This is a genomic window from Phaeobacter sp. CAU 1743 (assembly GCF_039839315.1).
Classification (GTDB): Bacteria; Pseudomonadota; Alphaproteobacteria; order Rhodobacterales; family Rhodobacteraceae; genus Phycobacter; species Phycobacter gallaeciensis_A.
In genome coordinates, this window is record NZ_JBDOQR010000005.1 from 46,837 (window position 1) to 69,065 (window position 22,229).

A 22,229-nucleotide genomic window follows, 5' to 3' on the forward strand; every position below is an offset into this window, starting at 1 on the left:
TCAAGATTGAGTGGTTGGAGGCCGACAAAACGCAAGCGCGATGCTAAAAGAAGCATCACACGGCGCTTGGGTGCTGTTTTTTGCAGCTTTTAGCGAAGCGATTAATTATTGGGCAAGAAATGCGCTCGTTTGCCCGCTTTGTGGACTTAATGTGAAATCGCCCGTTCCAGCAGGGAAAGGGCATGATCCCGGCTGGCGGCGCGAACCTGCGGGCGGCCTAGGGCGCCAAATTCGATGGTCTCCACGTGAGTTTCCCGCCCTTCGGCAGAGAGGCCAAAGCAGACCCGGCCTTCGGGCTTGAACTCAGAACCGCCCGGTCCGGCAATCCCGGTGATCGACACGGCCAGGGTGGTTCCGGCGCGGGCGCGGGCACCTTCGGCCATTTCCCGCGCGACTTCCTCGCTCACCGCGCCGAACGCGTCCAACGTTTCCGGGCGTACGTCGATCATCTGGGTTTTGGCGGTGTTGGAATAGGTCACATAGCCACGATCCAGCACCGCCGAGGACCCCGGGATATCGGTCAGGGCAGCGGCGACCATGCCCCCCGTGCAGCTTTCGGCGGTGGCGATGGTCACGCCTGCCTTGGTGGCGCGGGCGATCAGATCCCCGACATCGACACTCACAGCCCCAGCACCCCGTGCGACAGGCCAGCCAGCAGAGCAACGCCAATGGCGGCAAGGATCCCGGCGATCACATCGTCCATCATCACTCCGACCGCGCCTTTCTTGCGGTCGGCCCAGCCGACGGGGCCGGGTTTCAGGATGTCGAACAGGCGGAACAGCACAAAGGCGGTGACCCAGCCCGGCCACAGGGCGGTGATGTCGATGCCGTGGGCCCAGGACGGATAGGAAATCGCCCAGAGCGCCAGGAACTGACCGGCCAGTTCATCCATAACGAATTCGGACGGGTCGAGGTCTTCCTTGCCGCGCGTCATCTCGGCTGCAGCCCAGAGCCCCGCGGCGATGCAGAGGAGGGTCATCGCAGCAAGCAGGGGAAAGCCGCCGACCAGATGCAAGCCATAGGCCAGCGGTAGCGCCACCAAGGATCCCCAGGTACCGGGGGCCGGGCGCAGATAACCGACGCCCAGAACGGTTCCGATTGCTGTTGCGATATTCATGATTTCACCAATGCCGCGGTGGCCAGCGCCGCGATCCCTTCGCTGCGCCCGGTAAAGCCGAGCCGTTCGGATGTTGTCGCCTTGACCGAGACCCGATCTGCATCAATGCCAAGGATCGATGCCATTTGCGCCTGCATCTTTGCAGAATGCGGGGTGATCTTGGGGTATTCACAAACCAGCGTGCAGTCGACGTTGGAAATCTGGAAGCCTTTGTTGCGCGCCAGCTCGACGGCGTGACGCAGGAAGATGTCGCTCGCCGCGCCTTTCCACTGTGGATCGGAGGGCGGGAAGTGGCGGCCGATATCGCCTTCGGCCAGCGCGCCGTAGATCGCGTCAGTGACCGCATGCATGCCGACGTCGGCATCAGAATGGCCTTGCAACCCCTTGTCATGCGGTATTTTTACGCCGCAGAGCACAACATGGTCGCCTGCACCAAATCTGTGAACGTCGTAGCCATTTCCCAGCCTGATATCCATCCAGTCCTCTTCTGACCTGTCGTTATCTGCTCTATCCAAGATCACCTCGGCCCGGGCAAAATCCGCAGGGCCGGTGATTTTGATATTGTCTGGATTTCCCGGAACGATGGCAACGTCAAGCCCGGCAGCGCGGGCCACGGCCACATCGTCTGCTGCCTCGCCCGGATGGGCGCGATGTGCGGCAAGGATCTCGGCATATCGAAAGCCCTGCGGTGTCTGCGCCGCAAACAGCCCGTCGCGGTCGCGGGTGCCGGTGACTTTGCCTTCGTGCCCGGTCCACAGCGCATCGGTGACTGCCAGCGCCGGAGCCGCTGCCGACCCCGCGGCAAGCGCGTCCTCTACCGCATGAATCAAATCCGGAGTGATGCAGGGCCGGGCAGCGTCGTGGATCAGCACCCTGGTGATGTTCTGCGCCTCAATCGCCTCCAGCCCGTTCAGAACGGAGCGGGAGCGTGTATCGCCCCCAGGGGCTAGAACAATCCCCGGCTGCCCCTGAAATTCGGCCCATGCTTCGCTGTCGTCGGGCGAAAGGACCAGCACGATCTTCTCGATCCCCGCCTGCCGAAAGGCGGCAAGGGTCCAGTCGATGACGCGGCGCCCTTTCAGCGGGCGCCATTGCTTGGGCAGGCCGCCGCCAGCGCGGGTCCCGCGCCCGGCAGCAACGATAAGAGCGGCAGTGGTCAAAAGGCAGCCTCCGGCTTTTGCTTGGCTGTTTAGGACCTGCCAGTTACAGAGGCAATCACCCAAGGTCGCATGCTTAAAAAATAGGCAGGCGATCTGGAATATTGGATCATTCGGGGCCATTTCATTGTCTCTCCCCGGCGCTCCCGGTTAGAAAAGTCTCAGTTGCACAAGGATTAGGCAGTTGCCCTTCAGCCTCGGAACCACCTCTATGACACCGCCGATCGCACTCGCGCCGATGGCCGGAATCACGGACCGCCCGTTTCGGGATCTGGTTCGTTCTTTCGGCGTTGGGCTGACCGTGAGCGAGATGGTGGCCAGTCAGGAAATGGTGCAGGCCAAGCCCGGCGTGCGTGAGCGGGCCGAGCTGAGCGCGGATGTGGAGAATACGGCGGTTCAGCTGGCCGGACGCGAAGCCCATTGGATGGCGGAGGCCGCCCGGCAGGTTGCGGACCGAGGCGCGCGGGTTATCGATATCAACATGGGCTGCCCGGCCAAGAAGGTGACCAATGGCTATTCCGGCTCGGCGCTGTTGAAGACGCCCGATCACGCCCTATCGCTGATCGAGGCCGTCGTGGCGGCGGTCGATATCCCGGTGACGCTGAAAACGCGCCTTGGTTGGGATGAGGGGAGTCTCAACGCCGCCTCGGTGGCGCGGCGGGCCGAAGATGCGGGCATTAAGATGGTGACCATCCATGGTCGCACCCGCTGCCAGTTCTACAAGGGGTCCGCCGATTGGGCAGCGATCCGAGCCATCAAAGACGCGGTGGATATACCGGTTCTGGCCAATGGCGACATTACTGGCACGGGCGCGGCCCATCAGGCGCTGGACCAATCCGGCGCTGATGGCGTGATGATTGGCCGCGGCGCCCAGGGCAAGCCGTGGCTGCTGGCCGAGATCGCGCATGATCTTTGGCAGACGCCCAAGCCGGATGTCCCCGAAGGGAAACAGCTTTTTGACATGGTTTCAGAGCATTATCAGGCAATGCTCTCTTTCTACGGCATCGATCTGGGCACCCGCGTCGCACGCAAACATCTGGGCTGGTACATGGATGCCGCAGGCACTGGCCCCGTTCTGCGCCGCGCGGTTCTGACGGAGCGCGATCCGGATCAGGTTCTGGTTCTTCTTGAGGCAGCTTTGAGTGAGCAAACAGACGAGGTAGCAGCGTGATTGACGATGGTGCGCTATGGGCTTCGCTTCCGGTCCCGGCTTTTCTGATTGATGCGGAAGACTTGATCGCGGACGCAAATTCTGCGGCGGAGGGGTTCCTCAACACCTCGCGCAAGGCGCTGATGGGGAAACCGGTCTGGAGCCAGATCTATATCGATGCGCCGATCACGGATGCCTTTGCGCGCAGCCGCAGTTCGGGCACGCCCCTATTCGTGAATGACATTGACGTCGGCGCCAGCAGCCGTGCGCCACTGCAATGCGGGGTGCAGATTTCCCCGGTGAGCGGTCACGAGGGGATGATGCTGCTGATGCTGTCCCCGCGTGAACTCGCCGGGCGGATGACGCAGAACCATTCTGCTAAATCGGCGGCGCAATCCGCCATCGGGATGGCGGAAATGCTGGCCCATGAGATCAAGAACCCACTGGCGGGTATCACCGGCGCGGCGCAACTGCTGAGCATGAATCTGTCGGCCGAGGATCTGGAACTGACCGATCTGATCGTCAGCGAAAGCCGCCGGATCGTCAAACTGCTGGAGCAGGTGGAACAATTCGGGAATCTCTCGGAGCCGGATTTCAAACCGGTGAACCTGCACGATGTTCTGGACCGGGCCCGGCGTTCTGCGCTGTTGGGGTTCGGCGCCAATATGACGATTACCGAAGAATATGATCCGTCCTTGCCCTCGGCCTGGGGGGATGCGGATCAGCTGCTTCAGGTGATCCTCAATCTGTTGAAGAACGCCGCCGAAGCCGCTGGCAAAAAAGGCGGAAGAATTCGGATTCGTACCTTTTACGAGCATTCCTTCCGGCTGCGCCGCAGCGATGGAACCGGGAAACTGTTACCGCTTCAGATCGAGATCATCGACGATGGGCCGGGGCTGCCGGACACCATCCGGGACGACATTTTTGATCCCTTTGTCTCGGGCCGTGAAAACGGCACCGGGCTGGGGCTCGCATTGGTCAGCAAAATCATTGCCGACCATGACGGCTGGATTTCTGTCAGCTCCGAACCGGGGCACACAGTCTTCAGGCTTTCTTTGTCGCGTGTTCCGCGCGACGTCCAATCGCAGGAGAGTTGATCGATGGATGGCACCGTTCTGGTCGCAGATGACGACCGCACCATTCGCACGGTTCTGACACAGGCGCTGACGCGGGCCGGATGCAAGGTTCATGCGACCTCATCCCTGACCACGCTGATGCGCTGGGTGGCCGAGGGCAAGGGTGATGTGGTGATTTCCGACGTCATGATGCCGGATGGAAACGGGTTGGAAATGCTGCCCAAGATTGCCGAGGACCGTCCCGGTCTGCCGGTGATCGTGATCTCGGCGCAGAACACCATCATGACCGCGATCAAGGCGGCCGAGGCGGATGCCTATGACTACTTGCCGAAACCCTTTGACCTGCCGGAGTTGATGAAACGCACAGCCAAGGCGTTGTCGGAGAAACGGACCACCGCGACCACGGCCCGTTCGGAAGAAGAAGGCGACCGCCCCGAGGAACTGCCTCTCGTTGGTCGCACCGAGGTGATGCAAGGCCTGTACCGCCTGATCGCGCGGGTGATGAATACCGATATGCCGCTTTTGGTTACGGGTGAGAGTGGTACAGGCAAGTCATTGATTGCGCGTGCTATTCACGATTTCTCCGACCGGCGTACCTTGCCCTATGTGACCGCCACCGCCGCCGAGTTGATCGAGCTCGAAGGTCCTGCACGGCTTTTGTCGCAGGTCAAGGGCGGCACGCTGCTGATTGATGAGCTTCTGGATCTGCCGGATGAGGCGCAGGCCCGGTTGGTGCGGATGATGGATGCGACCAGCGATCACTCGCCGCGTTTCATGGCGACCAGCCAGAAAGATCTGGCGCCGGCGATGGAGGCCGGAGAATTGCGCGCTGATCTGTATTACCGGCTGTGCGGCACCGAACTGCACGTGCCCGCGCTGCGCGAACGGGTCGAGGATATCGCGCTTCTGGCCGAGCACTTCCTGATCCGGGCAGAGAACGAAGGCGCGCCGCACCGCACGCTGAGCGAAGAGGGCCGCGAGCTGTTGCGCCATTTCGCCTGGCCCGGGAACGTGCGCCAGCTGGAAAACGTGGTTCGCCGACTGGCGCTGACCGCGCGGAGCGAAGAAATCGGTAAATCCGATGTCGCTGCGGCGCTGGGACCGCAGACGGGGGCTGAGCCGATGGTTAGCGGGGCGGTGAATGAGAAACTGTCCGAATCCGTGGCGCGCCACCTGCAACGTTATTTTGATCTGCATGGCGACATGTTGCCACCGCCAGGCCTTTACGGGCGGCTGCTGCGCGAAGTAGAGACGCCCCTGATCGAGATCGCGCTGGCTGCAACCGGCGGAAATCAGGCGAAATGCGCCGAATTGCTGGGCATCAACCGTAATACGCTGAGAAAGAAAATTACGGACCTTGATATTGAGGTGACACGGCGGCGCAAACTGATGTAATATCGCCACAGAAACGTGGCCGACCGGCACAGCCGTCGGTGAGGTCGCGATATGTGGCGGTTGGCCTAGAAGGCCATACATCAGAATGAGGGCAGCCAGTGGCGCAGAAGTCACATCTTCGCGGGGGATACCGGACACTCGCGGCGCTTGACCGGTGGCGAAAGACCCGCAAGGCGCGCAATATCGGCACTCTGGGCCTTGTCCTGCTGGGGCCGATTCTGGCGCTGGTCACCTTTCTGATCTTCGGTCCCTTGGGCCATGGCGCCTCTTCCATGTCGCTGCGGCTGATTCTGCTGGCCGACATGGTCTATATCATGGCGATTGCCGCCCTGGTGCTGACCCAGATCGTGCGTCTCTTCGCGGCGCGCCGCTCCAAATCCGCGGGCTCCAGACTGCACCTGCGGCTGATCGGGGCCTTTGGGTTTTTGGCGCTAGTGCCCACGGTTATCGTGGCGATCTTTGCAGTTTTGACGGTAAATGTCGGTCTTGAGGGCTGGTTTTCCCAGCGCGTGCGGCAGGTCATCGGCTCGTCGCTTGCGGCTGCCGAGGCCTATCAGGTGGAACAACGGCGCGACCTTTCCGAAGATGGCGAGGCGCTGGCGCGTTACCTTGATACCAGCCGCTCGCGTAGTTTTTTCATGAACGATGCAGAGCTGCGGCAGGTCCTGTCGCAGGGGCAGCTGCAGATCCAGCGTGGCCTACGCGAGGCCTATGTCATCGATGGCGTTGGCGATATCCGGGCGCGGGGCGAACGGTCTTATGAATTTGATTTCGAACATCCCGATCCCGAGCAGATCACCGAGGCGGCCGAGCAGGGGATGAGCATCATCCAGGACTGGGACAACAATGAATTCCGCGCCATCGTGCGCCTGAACGCCTTTGTCGACCGCTTCTTGTACATCAGCCGCGATGTGGATGGTGAGCTTTTGAACCTGCTGGATGAAACCCAGCAGACCGCGAACCTCTATCAGCAGCTTGAAAAGGAACGCGGCCGGGTGCTGTTCGAATTCGGCCTTTTGTACATCGGGTTTGCATTGATCCTGATCCTTGCGGCCATGTGGCTGGGCATGTGGTTTGCGGAACGCCTGTCAGGGCCTGTTGGTCGCCTGACCGTGGCCGCCCGCCGGGTTGGCGGTGGTGATCTGGACGTGCAGGTGCCCGAGGAAAACGGCGGCGACGAGATTTCCCAACTGGGCCAGTATTTCAACAGGATGACGCGGGAGCTGAAACAACAGCGCAAGACTTTGCTGGAAAACACCGACCAGATCGAACGCCGCCGCAGGCTGTTCGACTCGGTTCTCTCCTCGGTCACCTCGGGTGTTGTGGGGCTGGATGCCGAAGGACGGGTCGCTTTTGTGAACCGCTCCGGGGAGCGTTTGCTGGATTGGCATGGCGACCGGCAATCGCTGGCGCTCGCCGTGGCTGTGCCGGAATTCGGTCCTCTGTTTGAAACCCTGACCAAGGACGGCGCGGAAACCGCGCAAGATGAGATAAAGGTGACGCGGCATGGCCGGTTGGAAAACCTGCTGGTGCGGATGTCGCAGCGCCGGTCCGATGACGGCAACCTCGAAGGCTACGTTGTGGCCTTTGACGATGTGACTGACCTTGTCAGCGCCCAGCGGATGGCCGCCTGGGGCGATGTTGCCCGGCGGATTGCCCATGAGATCAAGAACCCGCTGACCCCGATCCAGCTGAGTGCGGAGCGGATCAAGCGCAAGTTCGCGCCCAAGCTAGGCGAGGAAAACAGCGATCAACTGCAAGCCATGACCGATGTGATCGTGCGCCAGACCAACGATCTGCGCCGGATTGTCGATGAGTTTTCAAAATTCGCGCGCATGCCGGAACCGGAACGCCATGAAGAAGATCTGGTCAAGCTGGTGCAGGACGCGGTGGTGCTGCAACGCACCGGCCAGCCGGATGTGACGATTACGGCGGATCTGCCGAATACCGCGTGCTGTGCAGATCTGGATGCGACGATGATCGGGCAGGCGCTGACCAACCTGATAAAAAATGCCGGTGAAGCGATTGAAAGCCTGAAGAAAAAAGGCGCGCCCGAGGAGCTGGATCCGCAAATTCGCGTGGCGCTGCGCCGGGCCGATAAAGGGGGGTATGAGGTGACGATTGCCGATAATGGCATCGGCTTGCCAGAGGACCGCGCACGGTTGTTTGAACCCTATGTAACCACCCGGAACGAAGGCACCGGGCTGGGATTGCCGATTGTGAAGAAGATTATCGAAGAACACGGCGGCACCCTGACGCTTGAGGATGCGCCGGTGTTCGAAGGACAGAACCATTTTGGAGCCATGGCGGTGATCCGCCTGCCAGACGCCGTACGTACGGCTGAGGCTAACAGAAATACAGTGAAGGTAGGTCTGACATGAGTGACATTCTGATCGTTGACGATGAGCGCGACATTCGCGAATTGATTTCCGATATCCTGGAAGATGAGGGGTTTGCCACGCGCAAGGCGGCGAACTCCGAGGAATGCATGGCCGAGATCGGGCAGGAGCCTCCGGCGCTGCTGATCCTAGATATCTGGCTCAAGGACAGCCAGATGGACGGCATCGACATCCTGAAAACCGTGAAGCGGGACAATCCCGAGGTACCGGTGGTGATCATCTCAGGCCACGGGAATATCGAGATTGCGGTCGCGGCGATCAAACAGGGTGCTTATGATTTCATCGAAAAGCCCTTCAATATCGATCAGCTGATGGTGGTGATCCGGCGGGCGATGGAGACTTCGCGCTTGCGCCGTGAGAACACCGATCTGCGCCGCAAGGAAACCGGAGCTGCCGAGATGATCGGCAATTCCGCAGCCTTCCGGGCGTTGGTGGCGCAGCTCGACAAGGTCACCAAATCCAATGGCCGTGTGATGCTGACGGGACCTGCCGGCGTGGGCAAGGATATCGCCGCGCGCTATATCCATTCCAATTCCGCCCGTGCCTCGGCTCCCTTCGTGACGGTGAACTGCGCCAGCATCGAGCCGGAGCGGATGGAAGAGGTTCTGTTTGGCCGTGAAACCGCGGACCGCGGGGTTGAGCCGGGATTGCTGGAACAGGCGCATGGCGGCGTGGTGTTCTTTGACGAGGTCGCGGACATGCCGCTTGGCACTCAGTCAAAGATCCTGCGGGTGCTGGTTGATCAGCAGTTCCAGCGGGTTGGTGGATCCGAGAACGTGCGGGTCGATCTGCGGGTGATTTCTTCTACAAACAAGGCCTTGGAGGCAGAAATTGAAGCGGACCGTTTCCGGCAGGAGCTCTATCATCGGCTGAACGTGGTGCCGATTGCGGTGCCGACGCTCGCAGATCGGCGCGAGGATATTCCTGTTCTGGCCGAACATTTCATCCGTAGCTTTAATGAGGCGCAAGGCCTGCCACTGCGTGAACTGACGGATGAGGCGGTTGCACTGATGCAGACCATGATGTGGCCCGGAAATGTACGCCAGCTGAAAAACCTGGTGGAGCGGATCCTGATCCTTGGCGATGGCAATGGCCCGATCGAGGCGCGCGACCTGCCGCGTGAAGAGGAAAAGGTCGAAGACGAGGGCCGCGTCGTCCTGTCCGGGGCCTTGGCGACGCTGCCGCTCCGTGAGGCTCGCGAGGCCTTTGAACGCGAATACCTGCTGACCCAGATCAACAGGTTCGGTGGCAATATCAGCCGCACGGCTTCGTTTGTGGGCATGGAACGCTCTGCCTTGCACCGCAAGCTGAAATCCCTTGGCGTTGTCACCTCGAACAAGGCTGGCGCGCGCGTCGCCTATGTGGAGCAGGAAGAAGATATGGTTTGACCGCCGCGGGCGGATGACGGGGCGCGTAGGCACGGTCTGCGCGCCTGCAGTCATTGTGTTTGGGAAGCCTAGAGAGAACCCGGTGTCTGGGGCGGCAGCGTGGCCGACTACGGCGTCAGGACATGCAGGGTGTTGTCAGGGCCTTTCCAGACGCAAGCATCGCCAGTCAGCGGCGGCAGGCGGCTCGATTGTTCGGCCAGACGCTGCCCCACTTCGGCGGTGGTGCAGCGCCTCAGGGGGACCTCTTGATACCCTTTCTTGGCCATACAGCTTTGCTCTAACCGCCTGCGCAGACCTTGGTTCATATCAACCGTATAGATGCCACCATCAACCCAGTATCCGGGGCGGCTCCAGCAGTTGCCGTCCCTGCAATATTGCCCGCCGGGATAATAGACGGGCGGGCGCTGACGAATTTCATTGGCCACGGGCGCCTTTTCCAGCGCGCTGACCTGACAGGAAAGCGTATCGGCCTCGAGCCGCTGCACATCGGCGCCTTCGCGGTAATAGACCGGCACCGGGCCACATCCGGCAAGGACGGCGGCCAAAACGGGCACGGCGAACAGGGAGCGGAAGCGGCGGTAAGTACGGGTCATGCTGTCAGAATGCCCCGCGATGACGGTCAGTACAATTGATTTGACCCCTCTGGCGGCTTCTGTCATTCAAAACTGGCAAGATCGCGCCCAAGGGAAAAGATCATGAAGGTTATCATCTGTGGCGCCGGCCAGGTTGGCTGGCAGATCGCGCGGCATCTGTCCGGCGAGCACAACGATGTGACAGTTGTCGACAACAACCCGGATCTGGTGCGCCGCGCGACAGATACGCTGGATGTTCAGGGGATTGCGGGCTTTGCCTCATACCCGGATGTTCTGGAGCGGGCAGGGGCGCGGGATGCGGATATGATCATCGCCGCAACCCACTCGGATGAGGTCAACATGGTGACCTGTCAGGTTGCCCATTCGGTATTCTCGATCCAGCGCAAGATAGCCCGGCTGCGGGCGCGCAGCTACCTGAATGCGATCTATTCCGACCTGTACCGGCGAGACCATCTGCCCATCGATGTGGTGATCAGCCCCGAACGCGAGGTCGCCGCCGCCGCCATTCAGCGGCTTCTGGCACCGGCTGCGTTTGACACGGAAACCTTTATGGGCGGCAAGGCGCAGCTCCTCGGCATTCAGATCGACGAGGATTGCCCGGTGGTCAACACGCCGCTGCGGCAGCTGACGGATCTGTTTTCCACCCTGCGGGCTATCGTTGTGGGTGTGCGGCGTGATGGCAGCCTGTTTGCACCGGAACCGGGCGATCAGCTGTTCGTCGGCGACAGCGCCTATGTGTTTTGCCACACGGACGACGTGAGCAGAACCATCGAAGTCTTTGGCAAGAAAGAAAAACGCCAGGATCGGGTGGTGATCGTGGGCGGCGGTAATGTGGGCCTTGAAGTGGCAAAGGCGCTTGAGAACCGTACCGGACGGATCCGCGCTAAGATCATTGAGAAAAGCCGCAAATGCGCCGAGCGGGCGGCCGAAACACTCGAGAGGACCATCGTTCTGAACGGTGACGGGCTGGACCGGTCTCTGATGATTGAAGGCGGTATTGATCGCGCCGATGCCATGCTTGCTGTCACCGACGATGATAAGACCAATATGCTGGCGGCCGTGCGCGCCAAATCCGAAGGCTGCCCCTTCGTGGTGGCCCTGATCAATGATCCGACCCTGCTGCCGCTGATGGCGCCCCTCGGGATCGACGCCTTTATCAACCCGCGCTCCACCACGGTGAGTTCGATCCTGCAGCACATCCGCTATGGCCGCGTGCGGCAGGTCTATTCCATTGGCGATGCCGAAGCCGAGGTGATCGAGGCTGAGGTTCTGGGAACCTCTCCGATGGCGGGGCAAGCAGTCCGCGATATTCCTTTCCCCGAAGGCGTGCTGATCGGCGCCGTGCGCAAGGGAGGCGAGGTACTGCGTCCCAGCGGCGAAATGCGCATCGAAGAGGGTGATGTCATCGCGATCTTTGCGATGGCCGCCGATGTGCCAGAGGTCGAGCGCCTGATGCAGGTTTCGATCGACTACTTCTAGGATGGCGGCACGCAATCATACCGCGGGCGGGCTGTTGCGTCTGCCCTTGTTCCTGCTGATCTGGGGTGTGGCTTGCATTGCCATGTGGGTGCCGGCCACCCATGCGGTGATCCTGAACGACCACCCGACGTCGCAAAGTTTCTTTTTCGCCGGCCTCTTGGGGCTTTTTGTGATCGCTGTGATTGCCTTGTCGCTGGGCAATAAGGTGCCCCGCTATGGCATGCCGGGGCAGTTGCTGTCGCTGCTGGCAACCTTTGCAGTATTGCCGCTGTTCCTCGCGCTTCCCGTGCAGGATGCGTTGAAAAACACAAGCTTCCTCAACGCATATTTTGACATGGTCAGCGCCGTCACCACAACGGGCGCCGATATCTTTGCCGATCCGGGGCGGCTGCCGCCCAGCGTACATCTGTGGCGGGCGATTGTTGGCTGGCTTGGCGGCCTTTTGATGTGGATCGCCGCATCGGCTGTTCTGGCGCCGATGTTCCTGGGCGGCTTCGAAGTCACCGCCAAGGGGGAGCCGGGCGGCGGTGGCGCGACACCTGTTCTGATGCAAAAGGCGGATCCACGGCGCCAATTGATCACAGTCGCACGCACCCTGACGCCGGTCTATTTCGCGCTGACGCTGGTTCTCTGGACGCTTTTGATGATGACCGGCAGCAAATCGCTGGCCGGGCTGACCCATGCGATGTCGGTGATGGCGACCTCGGGGATTTCATCGGTCGGGGGCACCGAGGCGGCAAACAGCGGCATGGCCGGGGAAATGGTCATGTTCCTGTTCATGTTCTTTGCTCTGTCGCGGCTGACATTTTCTTCCGATACGGTCAGTACCGGCGACGGGCGGCTGGATCGTGACCCGGAGTTCCGTTCCGGCCTGCTGATTGTGCTGGGGGTTCCGACGCTTTTGTTCCTGCGCCACTGGCTGGCAACGTTTGAGGTCAACAGCGCCGAGGATGGCATGCAGGCGCTGCGCGCCTTCTGGGGGGCGCTGTTCACGGTGATGTCCTTCCTGTCCACCACCGGATTTGAAAGCGCCGACTGGGAGGCCGCCGGGCAATGGTCGGGGTTGGAAACCCCGGGTATGATTCTTCTGGGCCTGTCGCTGATTGGCGGCGGGGTGGCCACCACAGCGGGCGGCGTCAAATTGCTGCGGGTCTATGCGCTTTATCTCAACGGGCTTGGCGAAATGGAACGGCTGGTGCATCCGTCATCGGTCAGCGGCGAGGGGGCTGGCAACCGGCGGCTGCAAAAGAACGGCGCCTTTGTGGCCTGGATCTTTTTCATGCTCTTTGCCTTGTCTCTGGCGCTGATCAGCACGGTGCTTGCCGCCCTTGGTACGGATTTCGAAACTTCGCTGATCCTGGCGGTATCGGCCCTGTCGACAACTGGCCCGTTGACCGAAGTCGCGGCGAGCGAGCCGATCATGCTGTGGCAGCTGGTGCCCTCGGCCAAACTGGTGCTGTGCTTTGCGATGGTGCTTGGGCGGCTCGAAACTCTGGCGATCATCGCGCTTTTGTCGCCTAATCTCTGGCGCAGTTAAGAAAACCTCGTTACGCTGCTCTGGCATTTGATGTTTTTCGGGTGGAAACCCAATCGGTCTCCGTCCATAGTTGGTTGTAACGAGGCGCGTTGGTCCGCAGCGCGTAGCAAGAAAAAAGGCGAGATAATAATAATGGCTTCGGACAGACAGAATCTTCAGGATGCCTTCCTGAATCACGTTCGCAAAACCAAGGTTCCCGTTACAATTTTTCTGATCAACGGGGTCAAATTGCAGGGGGTTATTACCTGGTTTGATAATTTCTGTGTCCTGCTGCGCCGCGACGGACAGTCGCAGTTGGTCTACAAACACGCAATTTCCACGATCATGCCCGCACAGCCGATCAGCCTTTATGAAGGTGAAGACGCCTCTTGATGGAGCATGACCGGAAGCGCACCCGGGCCTGGGTGCTGCATCCCGAGATCAAGTCGGATCAACACCGGCGCGATCCTGAACCCGCCCTGGCAGAAGCCGTCGCTTTGGCGCAGGCGCTGCCCGATCTCGACGTTGTCGGATCGGATGTGGTGCGTCTGCCCAAGGCGCATGCAGGGATGTTGTTCGGCTCGGGCAAGATCGAAGAACTGGCGCAGAAACTGAAATCCGAAGAGGTGGAACTGGTCCTCATTGACGGGCCGGTGACCCCGGTGCAGCAGCGCAATCTGGAAAAGGCCTGGAAGGTCAAGATTCTGGACCGGACCGGTCTGATCCTCGAGATTTTCTCGGATCGGGCGCGCACGCGTGAAGGTGTGCTGCAGGTGGAAATGGCCGCGCTCAGCTATCAGCGGACCCGGCTGGTGCGGGCCTGGACCCACCTGGAACGGCAGCGGGGCGGATTGGGTTTCGTTGGCGGTCCCGGTGAAACCCAGATCGAGGCGGACCGTCGTGCAATTGACGATCAGCTGGTGCGCCTACGCCGCCAGCTCGACAAGGTGGTGAAAACCCGCACGCTGCATCGCGCCGCGCGGGCCAAGGTACCTTATCCGATTGTCGCGCTTGTCGGCTATACCAACGCCGGTAAATCGACCCTATTCAATCGCCTGACCGGGGCTGAGGTGATGGCCGAGGATATGCTGTTCGCCACTCTGGATCCGACCATGCGCCGGGTGCTGTTGCCTGATGGTCCGGAGGTGATCCTGTCGGACACGGTGGGCTTTATCTCGGATCTGCCGACCGAGCTGGTCGCGGCCTTCCGTGCGACGCTGGAAGAAGTGCTGGCCGCCGATGTGATCCTGCACGTGCGCGACATCAGCCACGATGAAACCGAGCATCAGGCCAAGGACGTGGCCGCGATTTTGTCGTCGCTCGGGGTGGATGAAAACCGGACCCAGATTGAGGTCTGGAACAAGCTCGATAACCTCAGCGAGGAAGAAGCCGAGGCGCGCCGTCAGCGCGCCGCCCGCGAGGAAGGGATCCACGCGATTTCTGCCTTGACGGGCGAAGGCATCGACGGGCTCTTGGCGGATATCGCGGAAAAACTGCAAGGCACAAAGCATCAAGAGGTGCTTAGTCTTGATTTTTCGCAAGGCAAGCAACGTGCCTGGCTGTTTGCGCAGGATGTTGTCGTCTCCGAAGAGCAGACCGAGGGCGGTTTTGATATCACCGTGCTTTGGACTGCGAAACAACGGGCGCAGTACGACGGGCTTTGATCCGTCATGCTGTACGCCCTTGAAACTCCGAAGTATCTGCTAGTGAGAATCCGGCGGCGTTGCACCGCTGCGCGGTCGTGATTGCAGTGTGAGCGTGGCTGCAGCGACGATCGGTCCGATCAGCTCAAACCCCACCGTGGTTCCAATTGCCAGCGCCATGATCGACGGAGCGAATTCGGGGAACCGCTCGGCCGCGACCAGCGCCATGCCGATTGCCACCCCGGCTTGCGGCAGCATCGCGGCGCCGTAATAGGGCCGTTCGGTCGCCGGGGCGTGGGCCAGCATGCCGCCGATCCAACCCCCAAAGATGCGCCCCAACACCCGGAGAACCGAATAGCCAAGGCCCGCCATGCCCAGCGTTGCCAGCGCCTCGGGGTCCAGTGTTGCACCGGCGAGTACGAAAAAGATGATCATGAAGGGCCATTCGAAATTGTGGATCTCGTGAAAGGCCCGAGTGTGGTGGCGGGCCAGATTTACGATCACCGCGCCGGCTGTCATGCCTGCAATCAGATAGGACAGCTCCAGCATCAGCGACAGTCCGGCGGTCAGGAAGATCAGGCCAAGCGCCTCGATCCGCAGCGGCTCCCCATCCGACAGGCGTCCGGTCAGCAGCGCACCGGGAACGCCGATAGCGATGCCAAGCCCGATTGATCCGACGACCTCTTGCGTGGCGATGATGAGCGTATCAACACCGTCACCCATGCCGCTGATCAGATCAATCATTAGCAGTGCGAGGCTGAAGGCGAACAGCCCCCATGCATCATCAATGGCGACCAAGCCTTTGAGAGTCTGCGTAAATCCCGTGTCTTGTCCGGATTGATCGATCACGTCATAGGTGGCGGCGGGATCGGTGGCCGTGGCCAGTGCGCCCAGCAGGATGGCCAGCGTCAGCGGCAGGCCCATGGCCCAAAGCCCGGTTGTGACGGCGACCTGACTGACAATAACGATGGACAGTGACACGACGACAACCACGCGGCCATGCTGGCGCAGGTTGGACATGGACAAGGCGCTGCCCAAGAGAACGGCAACCGCGCTGAGCGCCACCACTGCGATCACCGGGTACAGTTCGGTAATGCTGTCCGGCAGCAAGCCAAACCCGGAGTGACCGATCAGCAAGCCGCAGCCAAGAAGCAGGGTTACACGGGGCAGGCGCAACCATCGCCCGATCCGGTCGGCCGCCAACCCGGCAAAGAACAGAAGGCCAAATATGATCAGAGTGATGGCTTGATCTTCCATCCGGGGGCTCTCTGTCTAGTTCCGGGGCAGGATACGGGTCACACCGACTGCCGCCGCGCGGGCAAGATCCTCGTCCAGAGACATCGGGATATATTCACCCCGGCGCCACAACTGGGCCATGTCGTCATAGTGGCGCGAGAGGAAGTGTCCCGATTGGCCGGTCGAGGTGATAAAGACCGAACTGTCCGGATCGGCGAAATCATAGACGCCGCGGAACCCGGCGGCGTGGACATTCTGAAACGGCATAGGGCCTTCGCCAGAGGTACGCCCGCGCTGCAGGGTGTTGTCGCCGCCACTGGTGGACTGGCGGATGTTCACAAAGAACCGCAGTACCGGCACCTCGCCAAGAACCTCGTGATCGTGGGTGGCTTGGTGGGCATCGCCCCAACGCAGCGATTCCAGCGCGGTGCCATAGCGTTCCTCGATCCAGATCAGCGCATCGTCCAGCGCCAGCCGTGCCATGTCGGTACAGGTTTCCTGCGGCGCGCTTTGCCGGACATCGCACCAGGCGGCAGCACCATCGATGTCGCGGTAGACCCGTTCGATGAACAGCGGATCCACGTGTTTGTACTCTTCGGTCAGCGGTCCCAGATCATCGGTGATCAGCCGCGCTTGCAACGCCCGGAGCCAGGCCGCATAGATCAACGGCTCCGGCAGGTGCTCATTCATTTCGCCGTTCCATTCAGACAGCAGGGTCAGCGCGGTGTGACGCTGGCGTTCGCGGCTGCCTTCGGGGGCGGCCTCGCCGGTGAACCACAGGTCTGCCCCGATCAGCGGCAGCAGGGCCCGGGCAGAGTAGGATACCGTATCAAGCTGCGCCTCAATGAAGCTGTCGCGCGTATGCACTTCGCGGTTCTGCATCAAGCGGCGCCAGCGGTTGATCCGCTGGGTGTCGCCCCAGTCGAAGGAGACATGGTTGGGAAAGGGGCGGTCCAGCAGCTTATTATTGGTATTGCCCAGGATCCCGCCACGGGGACTGATGAATTCCGGGTTGGCAGCATAGGGCGCGCGGCCTTTCCAAATGTTTTCCCGGCGCCAGCCCTGGCTTGGCAGGCGGCCCTTGCTTTGATGGCGTGCATCGCGCTGGGGAATGGCGCCGATGGTCTCGAGGGCAATCGTTTCCTTATCCGCCAGCGTCAGGTTCTGCGAAGGTGCAATATAATCTTCGGCGACGCGGATCGCTTCCCGGACCGAGGCGCTGCGCATCAAAGCGATGGCGGCACTGACCGAGGTATCTTCGCCCGACAAAGCCGTCCAGCCAAGGCTGACCACGTGACCCGGCGGGGTGATGGTGGCCAGAGAGAACATGGATCCGGGCAGAACCGGCCCGTTCTCGGTCCAGCGCAAGGTTAGGGTGACAGGCGGCGCGTCCTTGATGTTGATGATGGAGCGGCGGGTAACGAAAGGCGTGTAACCCGTTGGACTTAAATATTCTTCGGGATTCTCGGCGTTGATTTTTTCGATGAAGAGATCCTGATCATCCATGTAGGAAGAGGTGATCCCCCAGCCCAAGTCGTTTGAGCGTCCGGTGAGCACGGCAGGCAGCCCTGGGATGGTTCCGCCAATCACGCCGCCGGTCGCCAACTCCATCCGCGCCAGATACCAGATCCCGGGCGCGCTGAGGCCCAGATGTGGATCATTGGCCAGTAGGGTGCCGCCCGTCGCGGATCGACTGGGATCGGCGGCCCAGGCATTGGACGCCCCGCCAAGGCCGCGCGGCGCGAGCGGAAACAGGCGACTTTCCGGTTCGGGCGAAGAGGCGGCGATGCGCGGTGCATCTGGGAACAGGCTCGCATATTCCGGCAGCGCGGCCGTGCCGGATCCCGGCGCATCGGGCAGGATATCAAACAGGCGTTCCGGATCGGCGAGCGCCAGAGAGGTGCGTGCACGCAGGATTTCCTCGCGCATATGGCCTGACAGTTTCAGCGCCATCAGTTTCATGATCGCGATACTGTCGGCAGGCTGCCATGGGGCCAGCGGCATATTAAACAGGAACATCTCCGGCGCGCCGCGTCCCAGCGCCTCTTCGTTGATCTCCTGCAGGCGGGCATTCACACCAGCGGAATAGGCGGTCAACGCGGCCATGGCTTCGGGTGTCTGAACCGCGACCGATTGTTGAGCCAGCCGGTAAAGATCAAGCCGCCGCACGAAAGTATCGACCTCAATGGTACGGGTACCAAAGATCTCGGACAGACGTCCCTGCGCGGTGCGCCGCATTACAGCCATCTGCCACAAGCGGTCCTGAGCATGGGCATAGCCGAGGCCGAAGAACACGTCCTCGTCACTGGCGCCGATGCTGCTGAAGATATGCGGCACATTGGCGTTGTCGCGGACAATCTCGACCGGGGCCGTAGGGCCGGGCAGGGCAATCGTCTTGTCATAATCGGGCAGAGACTGTGAGGCGAAATAGTAGGCCAGGACAACCGCAGCGAGCGACAGCAGAATCAAGGTGGCGGTCAGTCGCATCAGCCAGCGGAACAGGAGTGCCATATAAAGGTTTTTCCCTTTGTTTTCTGTGTTCAGCGGCCTGGCACGATTGCACCCCGCGCCGCCAGTGCTAGGGTAGCGTCAACATATGCCAAGAAAGCACAGGGGAAAAGCACATGGCAAAAGCTGCATTTCTGGGGTTGGGAGTTATGGGCTATCCGATGGCCGGACACCTGCAATCGGCGGGTCACGAGGTGACGGTCTACAACCGCACCGCCGCCAAGGCCGAGGCCTGGGTCAAGGAGCACGGCGGTGCCAGCGCGCCAACTCCGCGCGAGGCGGCTGCGGGCGCGGAATTCGTGATGTCCTGCGTTGGCAACGATGACGACCTGCGCTCGGTCTGCCTGGGGCCGGATGGCGCCTTTGCGGGGATGGCCAAGGGCGGCGTTTTTGTCGATCACACCACGGTGTCGGCCAGCGTCACGCGGGAGCTGTTCGAGGCGGCAGCGGAGCTCGGCATTTCCTTTGTAGATGCGCCGATTTCTGGCGGTCAGGCGGGGGCCGAGAATGGCGTTCTGTCGGTGATGTGCGGTGGTGAGGCCGAGGCCTATGCCCGTGCGGAGCCCATCATCGACGCCTATGCCCGCATATGCCGCCGGATTGGCGACAGCGGCGCCGGTCAGATGACCAAAATGTGCAATCAGATCGCAATCGCCGGGCTGGTGCAGGGGCTCGCGGAATCGCTGCATTTTGCAGAAAAGGCGGGTCTTGATGGCCGCGCCGTGGTCGAGGTGATCAGCCAGGGGGCGGCAGGCAGCTGGCAGATGGCGAACCGCTATGAAACCATGCTGGACGATCATTTCGAACATGGCTTTGCGGTGGACTGGATGCGCAAGGATCTGGGGATTTGTCTGGATGCCGCGGATGAGACCGGCGCCAGCCTGCCGGTGACCGCGCTGGTCGATCAGTTCTACAAGGATGTGCAGAAGATGGGCGGCGGGCGCTGGGATACCTCGTCGCTGTTCAAACGCCTGAAGTCAGCAGGTTAAACAGAGCCCGCAACCATCTGAAATAAAAGGCGCGCCCGGAATGTGGCGCGCCTTTTATTATCTGCTGCTTCAGCGGTGAAATCAGCTGAGCCGTGTCCGATCAGGGAATGATGCGGGTGTATTTGGTGCCTTCCAGTGTGGCGCCAACACGCAGACCGGCCTGCGCGAAAACGGCCGCCAGGATCGGAGAGGTCAGGGTATTGGTGTCCGCCGCGACAGAGTTGCCATCATCTTTGATCACATATTCGAGATCAGCGCCGGCTGCCCAACCCGAAGAGCGTCGGAACCCGGCCAGGGCATCGTCCGTCATGAAGAACAGCACATGGGCGTATTGCTGGGCGCCGATCTGCAACCCGGCGTTGCCCTTGACCGTGGAATAGTAATCGACCGTTACGCCATTGATGCGCAGCGCGCCGCGCCCATAGGCGCCGCCAATCAGGAAACCAGCCTCGGTGACCAGCGGCATCACCAGCATGCCAGTCGATTTCTCGGCCAGCGTGATGGTGTTGGGGTATTGGCTGTACATCTGGTTGAGGGTGGCATCGACGCGGGCGTCGATGGTGGCGGCATTGTTGTTGCCAACGCCATTGCCACAGGCCGCAACCGCTCCGGTCCCGGCAAGAATGCCAAGAGTGAAGCCGCGGCGCGTCAAGCGGGGGGAAATTTGTCTGCTCATGTGAAGTGTTGCCTGTCACGTTATGGATATAGGCCGGTTGTTCGGCTCTGAGCAGGATCATAGGCGGAAAAAAGCCCGCTGTCATCTACGACAACAGCGCCATAGTCCGCCTGAGCGGCTTCCCGCAGGGCGTTGCTGTGGGGTTGGCAGTGTCCGTCGCAGGAAGTGCTTCCGGACAACGGTGGATCAGCCGTTCAGGATCCGTGCGGTTTCAGGCGCGAAATAGGTCAAAATACCGTCACAGCCTGCGCGTTTGAACGCAAGAAGGCTTTCCAGCATGACCTGTTCGCCATTGATCCAGCCATTCTGGGCGGCAGCCTGGATCATCGCGTATTCGCCAGAGACCTGATAGGCGAAGGTGGGCGTGCCAAAGGTGGTTTTGACCCGGTGGCAGATGTCCAGATAGGCAATGCCGGGTTTGACCATGACCATATCGGCGCCTTCCTGCAGGTCACGTTCGACCAGCCGCAGCGCCTCGTCCGAGTTGCCGGGGTCCATCTGATAGGTCTTCTTATCGCCTTTCAGCGCGCCAGATGCACCGACCGCGTCGCGGAACGGGCCATAATAGCCAGAGGCGTATTTGGCCGAATAGGACAGGATCGATACGTTGCGGTGGCCGCCCTGTTCCAGGCCGCTGCGCATGGCGGCGATCCGACCGTCCATCATGTCCGACGGACCGATGATGTCCGCACCGGCCTCGGCTTGCGCGAGGGTCATCTTCACCAGCGCCTCGACAGTTTCATCGTTGAGGATCTCACCATCGACGACAAAACCATCGTGACCGTTGATGTTATAGGGATCGAGCGCCACATCTGTCATTACCGCGATGTCCGGCGCGACGGCCTTGATCGCGCGGATGGCGCGGTTGCACAGGTTATCGGGGTTCCAGGCCTCGGCGCAGTCTTCGGTCTTGAGCGCCGGATCGGTATAGGGAAAGAGGCAAATCGCCGGAATGCCAAGGGCCTGTGCCTCGACCGCCGCCTCGGCGATCTTGTCGACCGACCGGCGCACCACCCCGGGCATGGAGACGACAGGCTCCACGATCCCTTCACCATCGCGCACGAAAACCGGCCAGATCAGATCATCCGTGGTCAGCGTGTTCTCGCGGACCAACCCGCGGATCGCAGGGCTGACACGGGTACGGCGCAGGCGGGCGGCGGGAAAGGGGGCGACGGTCGGCTTCATCGTGGTCTCTCATCTCTCTGTGGCACGCCTGTGGGTCGCATGGAACCGCGCCGTCATGCAAGTGGCACAATCGCCGCGCTTGTGCGCCCCTTATCTGCGGGGCTTGTGCCGGGGGCTTTGGCGGTGGATATAAGGCGGCGAATGCGAACAGACGGAAGAGGGCACGGGATTGGATCTGTTTCAGACACTGACCGAAATGATCGACCTGCGGTCCTTTTCCAACCTTTGGTACTGGATTGCCCTTGCGGTGATGTGGTCCACGGCCAGCCACTGGATCCTTGGGGTGCCCTTTGACATGGTGCACCGGGCCCGCAAGAACGGCGGCCAGAGCGCCGAGGATCTGGAGGATCTGGTGCGGATCAACGTAAACCGCATGCTCTATGTGGTTCAAATGGCGGGACTTTGGATCCTTGCGATCGCTTGCTTCGTGCTGTCGTCCTTGGCGACCTTGGGCTTTGGCCTTGACGTGGAATTCGCACAGGCGGTGTTCCTGCTGCTGTTCCCGATGGCTACGGTGAGTTTGGTCAATCTGGCGACGGCGCGGTCGATCCGGATGAATGAGCCGCAGGGCGATGCTCTCTACCGCAGACTTGCCACCTGCCGCTTTGCGATCCAGATCATCGGCATGATCTCCATTTTCGTCACCGCGATGTGGGGCATGTACCAGAATCTGCGGTTGGGCGTCTTTGGCTGAGCATCACCAGGGACCCAGAGCTGAAGAA

19 protein-coding genes are annotated in these 22,229 nt (G+C 61.2%); 11 read left to right on the forward strand and 8 right to left on the reverse strand.

The features are described 5' to 3' along the window. Positions 1-146: 146 nt before the first annotated feature. From AAFO90_RS03300 to AAFO90_RS03310, 3 genes are read right to left on the reverse strand one after another with little or no spacing between them, the layout of a single operon-like run. Positions 147-623, reverse strand: coding sequence for a CinA family protein (locus tag AAFO90_RS03300; RefSeq protein ID WP_347508492.1), 477 nt, complete (start codon positions 621-623; stop codon positions 147-149). Next, positions 620-1,117, reverse strand: coding sequence for a phosphatidylglycerophosphatase A (locus AAFO90_RS03305; protein WP_347508493.1), 498 nt, complete (start codon positions 1,115-1,117; stop codon positions 620-622). Before AAFO90_RS03305 ends, AAFO90_RS03300 begins: the two co-directional genes overlap by 4 nt. Beyond that, positions 1,114-2,277, reverse strand: a complete 1,164-nt coding sequence (locus tag AAFO90_RS03310; protein ID WP_347508494.1) for a bifunctional 2-C-methyl-D-erythritol 4-phosphate cytidylyltransferase/2-C-methyl-D-erythritol 2,4-cyclodiphosphate synthase — start codon at positions 2,275-2,277, stop codon at positions 1,114-1,116. The genes AAFO90_RS03305 and AAFO90_RS03310 overlap by 4 nt, the downstream gene beginning before the upstream one ends. 181 nt (positions 2,278-2,458) lie before the next feature. On the opposite strand from AAFO90_RS03310, the gene dusB reads away from it, so the two are divergent. The 5 genes from dusB (at position 2,459) to AAFO90_RS03335 (ending at position 9,682) form a co-directional block, all read left to right on the forward strand. Beyond that, complete coding sequence (dusB, locus tag AAFO90_RS03315) at positions 2,459-3,445, forward strand: tRNA dihydrouridine synthase DusB (RefSeq protein WP_347508495.1); 987 nt, start codon at positions 2,459-2,461, stop codon at positions 3,443-3,445. Then, a complete protein-coding gene (locus tag AAFO90_RS03320) occupies positions 3,442-4,521 on the forward strand; it encodes an ATP-binding protein (RefSeq protein WP_347508496.1) in 1,080 nt (359 codons plus the stop codon). The genes dusB and AAFO90_RS03320 overlap by 4 nt, the downstream gene beginning before the upstream one ends. Positions 4,522-4,524: 3 nt before the next feature. Beyond that, positions 4,525-5,895: a response regulator gene (locus AAFO90_RS03325; protein WP_065270223.1), complete on the forward strand. Its 1,371-nt coding sequence runs from the start codon at positions 4,525-4,527 to the stop codon at positions 5,893-5,895. A gap of 98 nt (positions 5,896-5,993) precedes the next feature. Next, the gene (locus AAFO90_RS03330) at positions 5,994-8,276 is read left to right on the forward strand and encodes a PAS domain-containing sensor histidine kinase (protein ID WP_347508497.1); all 2,283 of its coding nucleotides are present in this window, start codon (positions 5,994-5,996) and stop codon (positions 8,274-8,276) included. Then, positions 8,273-9,682 (forward strand): sigma-54 dependent transcriptional regulator, encoded by a 1,410-nt coding sequence (locus AAFO90_RS03335; RefSeq protein WP_347508498.1) that lies wholly within the window; start codon positions 8,273-8,275, stop codon positions 9,680-9,682. Before AAFO90_RS03330 ends, AAFO90_RS03335 begins: the two co-directional genes overlap by 4 nt. Before the next feature lie 107 nt (positions 9,683-9,789). On the opposite strand, the gene AAFO90_RS03340 is transcribed toward AAFO90_RS03335, so the two are convergent. Beyond that, positions 9,790-10,275: a hypothetical protein gene (locus AAFO90_RS03340; RefSeq protein WP_347508499.1), complete on the reverse strand. Its 486-nt coding sequence runs from the start codon at positions 10,273-10,275 to the stop codon at positions 9,790-9,792. A gap of 102 nt (positions 10,276-10,377) precedes the next feature. Here AAFO90_RS03340 and trkA point away from each other — a divergent pair, with 102 nt between their 5' ends. From trkA to hflX, 4 genes are all read left to right on the forward strand, one after another. Next, on the forward strand, positions 10,378-11,754 hold the full coding sequence (trkA, locus tag AAFO90_RS03345; protein WP_065270227.1) for a Trk system potassium transporter TrkA: 1,377 nt from the start codon (positions 10,378-10,380) through the stop codon (positions 11,752-11,754). A 1-nt stretch (position 11,755) separates the two neighbouring features. Continuing rightward, complete coding sequence (locus AAFO90_RS03350; protein ID WP_347508501.1) at positions 11,756-13,291, forward strand: potassium transporter TrkG; 1,536 nt, start codon at positions 11,756-11,758, stop codon at positions 13,289-13,291. A gap of 132 nt (positions 13,292-13,423) precedes the next feature. Next, positions 13,424-13,663, forward strand: a complete 240-nt coding sequence (hfq, locus tag AAFO90_RS03355; RefSeq protein WP_008204623.1) for an RNA chaperone Hfq — start codon at positions 13,424-13,426, stop codon at positions 13,661-13,663. Then, positions 13,663-14,934, forward strand: a complete 1,272-nt coding sequence (gene hflX, locus AAFO90_RS03360; protein ID WP_347508503.1) for a GTPase HflX — start codon at positions 13,663-13,665, stop codon at positions 14,932-14,934. The genes hfq and hflX overlap by 1 nt, the downstream gene beginning before the upstream one ends. A 39-nt stretch (positions 14,935-14,973) precedes the next feature. Here the strand turns inward: hflX and AAFO90_RS03365 are convergent, their stop codons facing one another. After that, entirely contained in the window at positions 14,974-16,170 is a 1,197-nt protein-coding gene (locus AAFO90_RS03365; RefSeq protein ID WP_347508504.1) for a cation:proton antiporter, read from the reverse strand. A gap of 15 nt (positions 16,171-16,185) precedes the next feature. Continuing rightward, positions 16,186-18,660, reverse strand: coding sequence for a penicillin acylase family protein (locus AAFO90_RS03370; protein WP_347508505.1), 2,475 nt, complete (start codon positions 18,658-18,660; stop codon positions 16,186-16,188). Positions 18,661-18,743: 83 nt separating this feature from the next. On the opposite strand from AAFO90_RS03370, the gene AAFO90_RS03375 reads away from it, so the two are divergent. After that, complete coding sequence (locus AAFO90_RS03375) at positions 18,744-19,646, forward strand: NAD(P)-dependent oxidoreductase (protein WP_274832266.1); 903 nt, start codon at positions 18,744-18,746, stop codon at positions 19,644-19,646. A 100-nt stretch (positions 19,647-19,746) separates the two neighbouring features. On the opposite strand, the gene AAFO90_RS03380 is transcribed toward AAFO90_RS03375, so the two are convergent. Both AAFO90_RS03380 and hemB read right to left on the reverse strand, forming a co-directional pair. Further along, positions 19,747-20,322, reverse strand: a complete 576-nt coding sequence (locus AAFO90_RS03380; RefSeq protein WP_347508506.1) for a YSC84-related protein — start codon at positions 20,320-20,322, stop codon at positions 19,747-19,749. Between the two features lie 186 nt (positions 20,323-20,508). After that, positions 20,509-21,507, reverse strand: a complete 999-nt coding sequence (gene hemB / locus AAFO90_RS03385) for a porphobilinogen synthase (RefSeq protein ID WP_274867474.1) — start codon at positions 21,505-21,507, stop codon at positions 20,509-20,511. A gap of 169 nt (positions 21,508-21,676) precedes the next feature. Here hemB and AAFO90_RS03390 point away from each other — a divergent pair, with 169 nt between their 5' ends. Continuing rightward, positions 21,677-22,201, forward strand: coding sequence for a component of SufBCD complex (locus AAFO90_RS03390; protein ID WP_274828083.1), 525 nt, complete (start codon positions 21,677-21,679; stop codon positions 22,199-22,201). Positions 22,202-22,229: the final 28 nt, after the last annotated feature.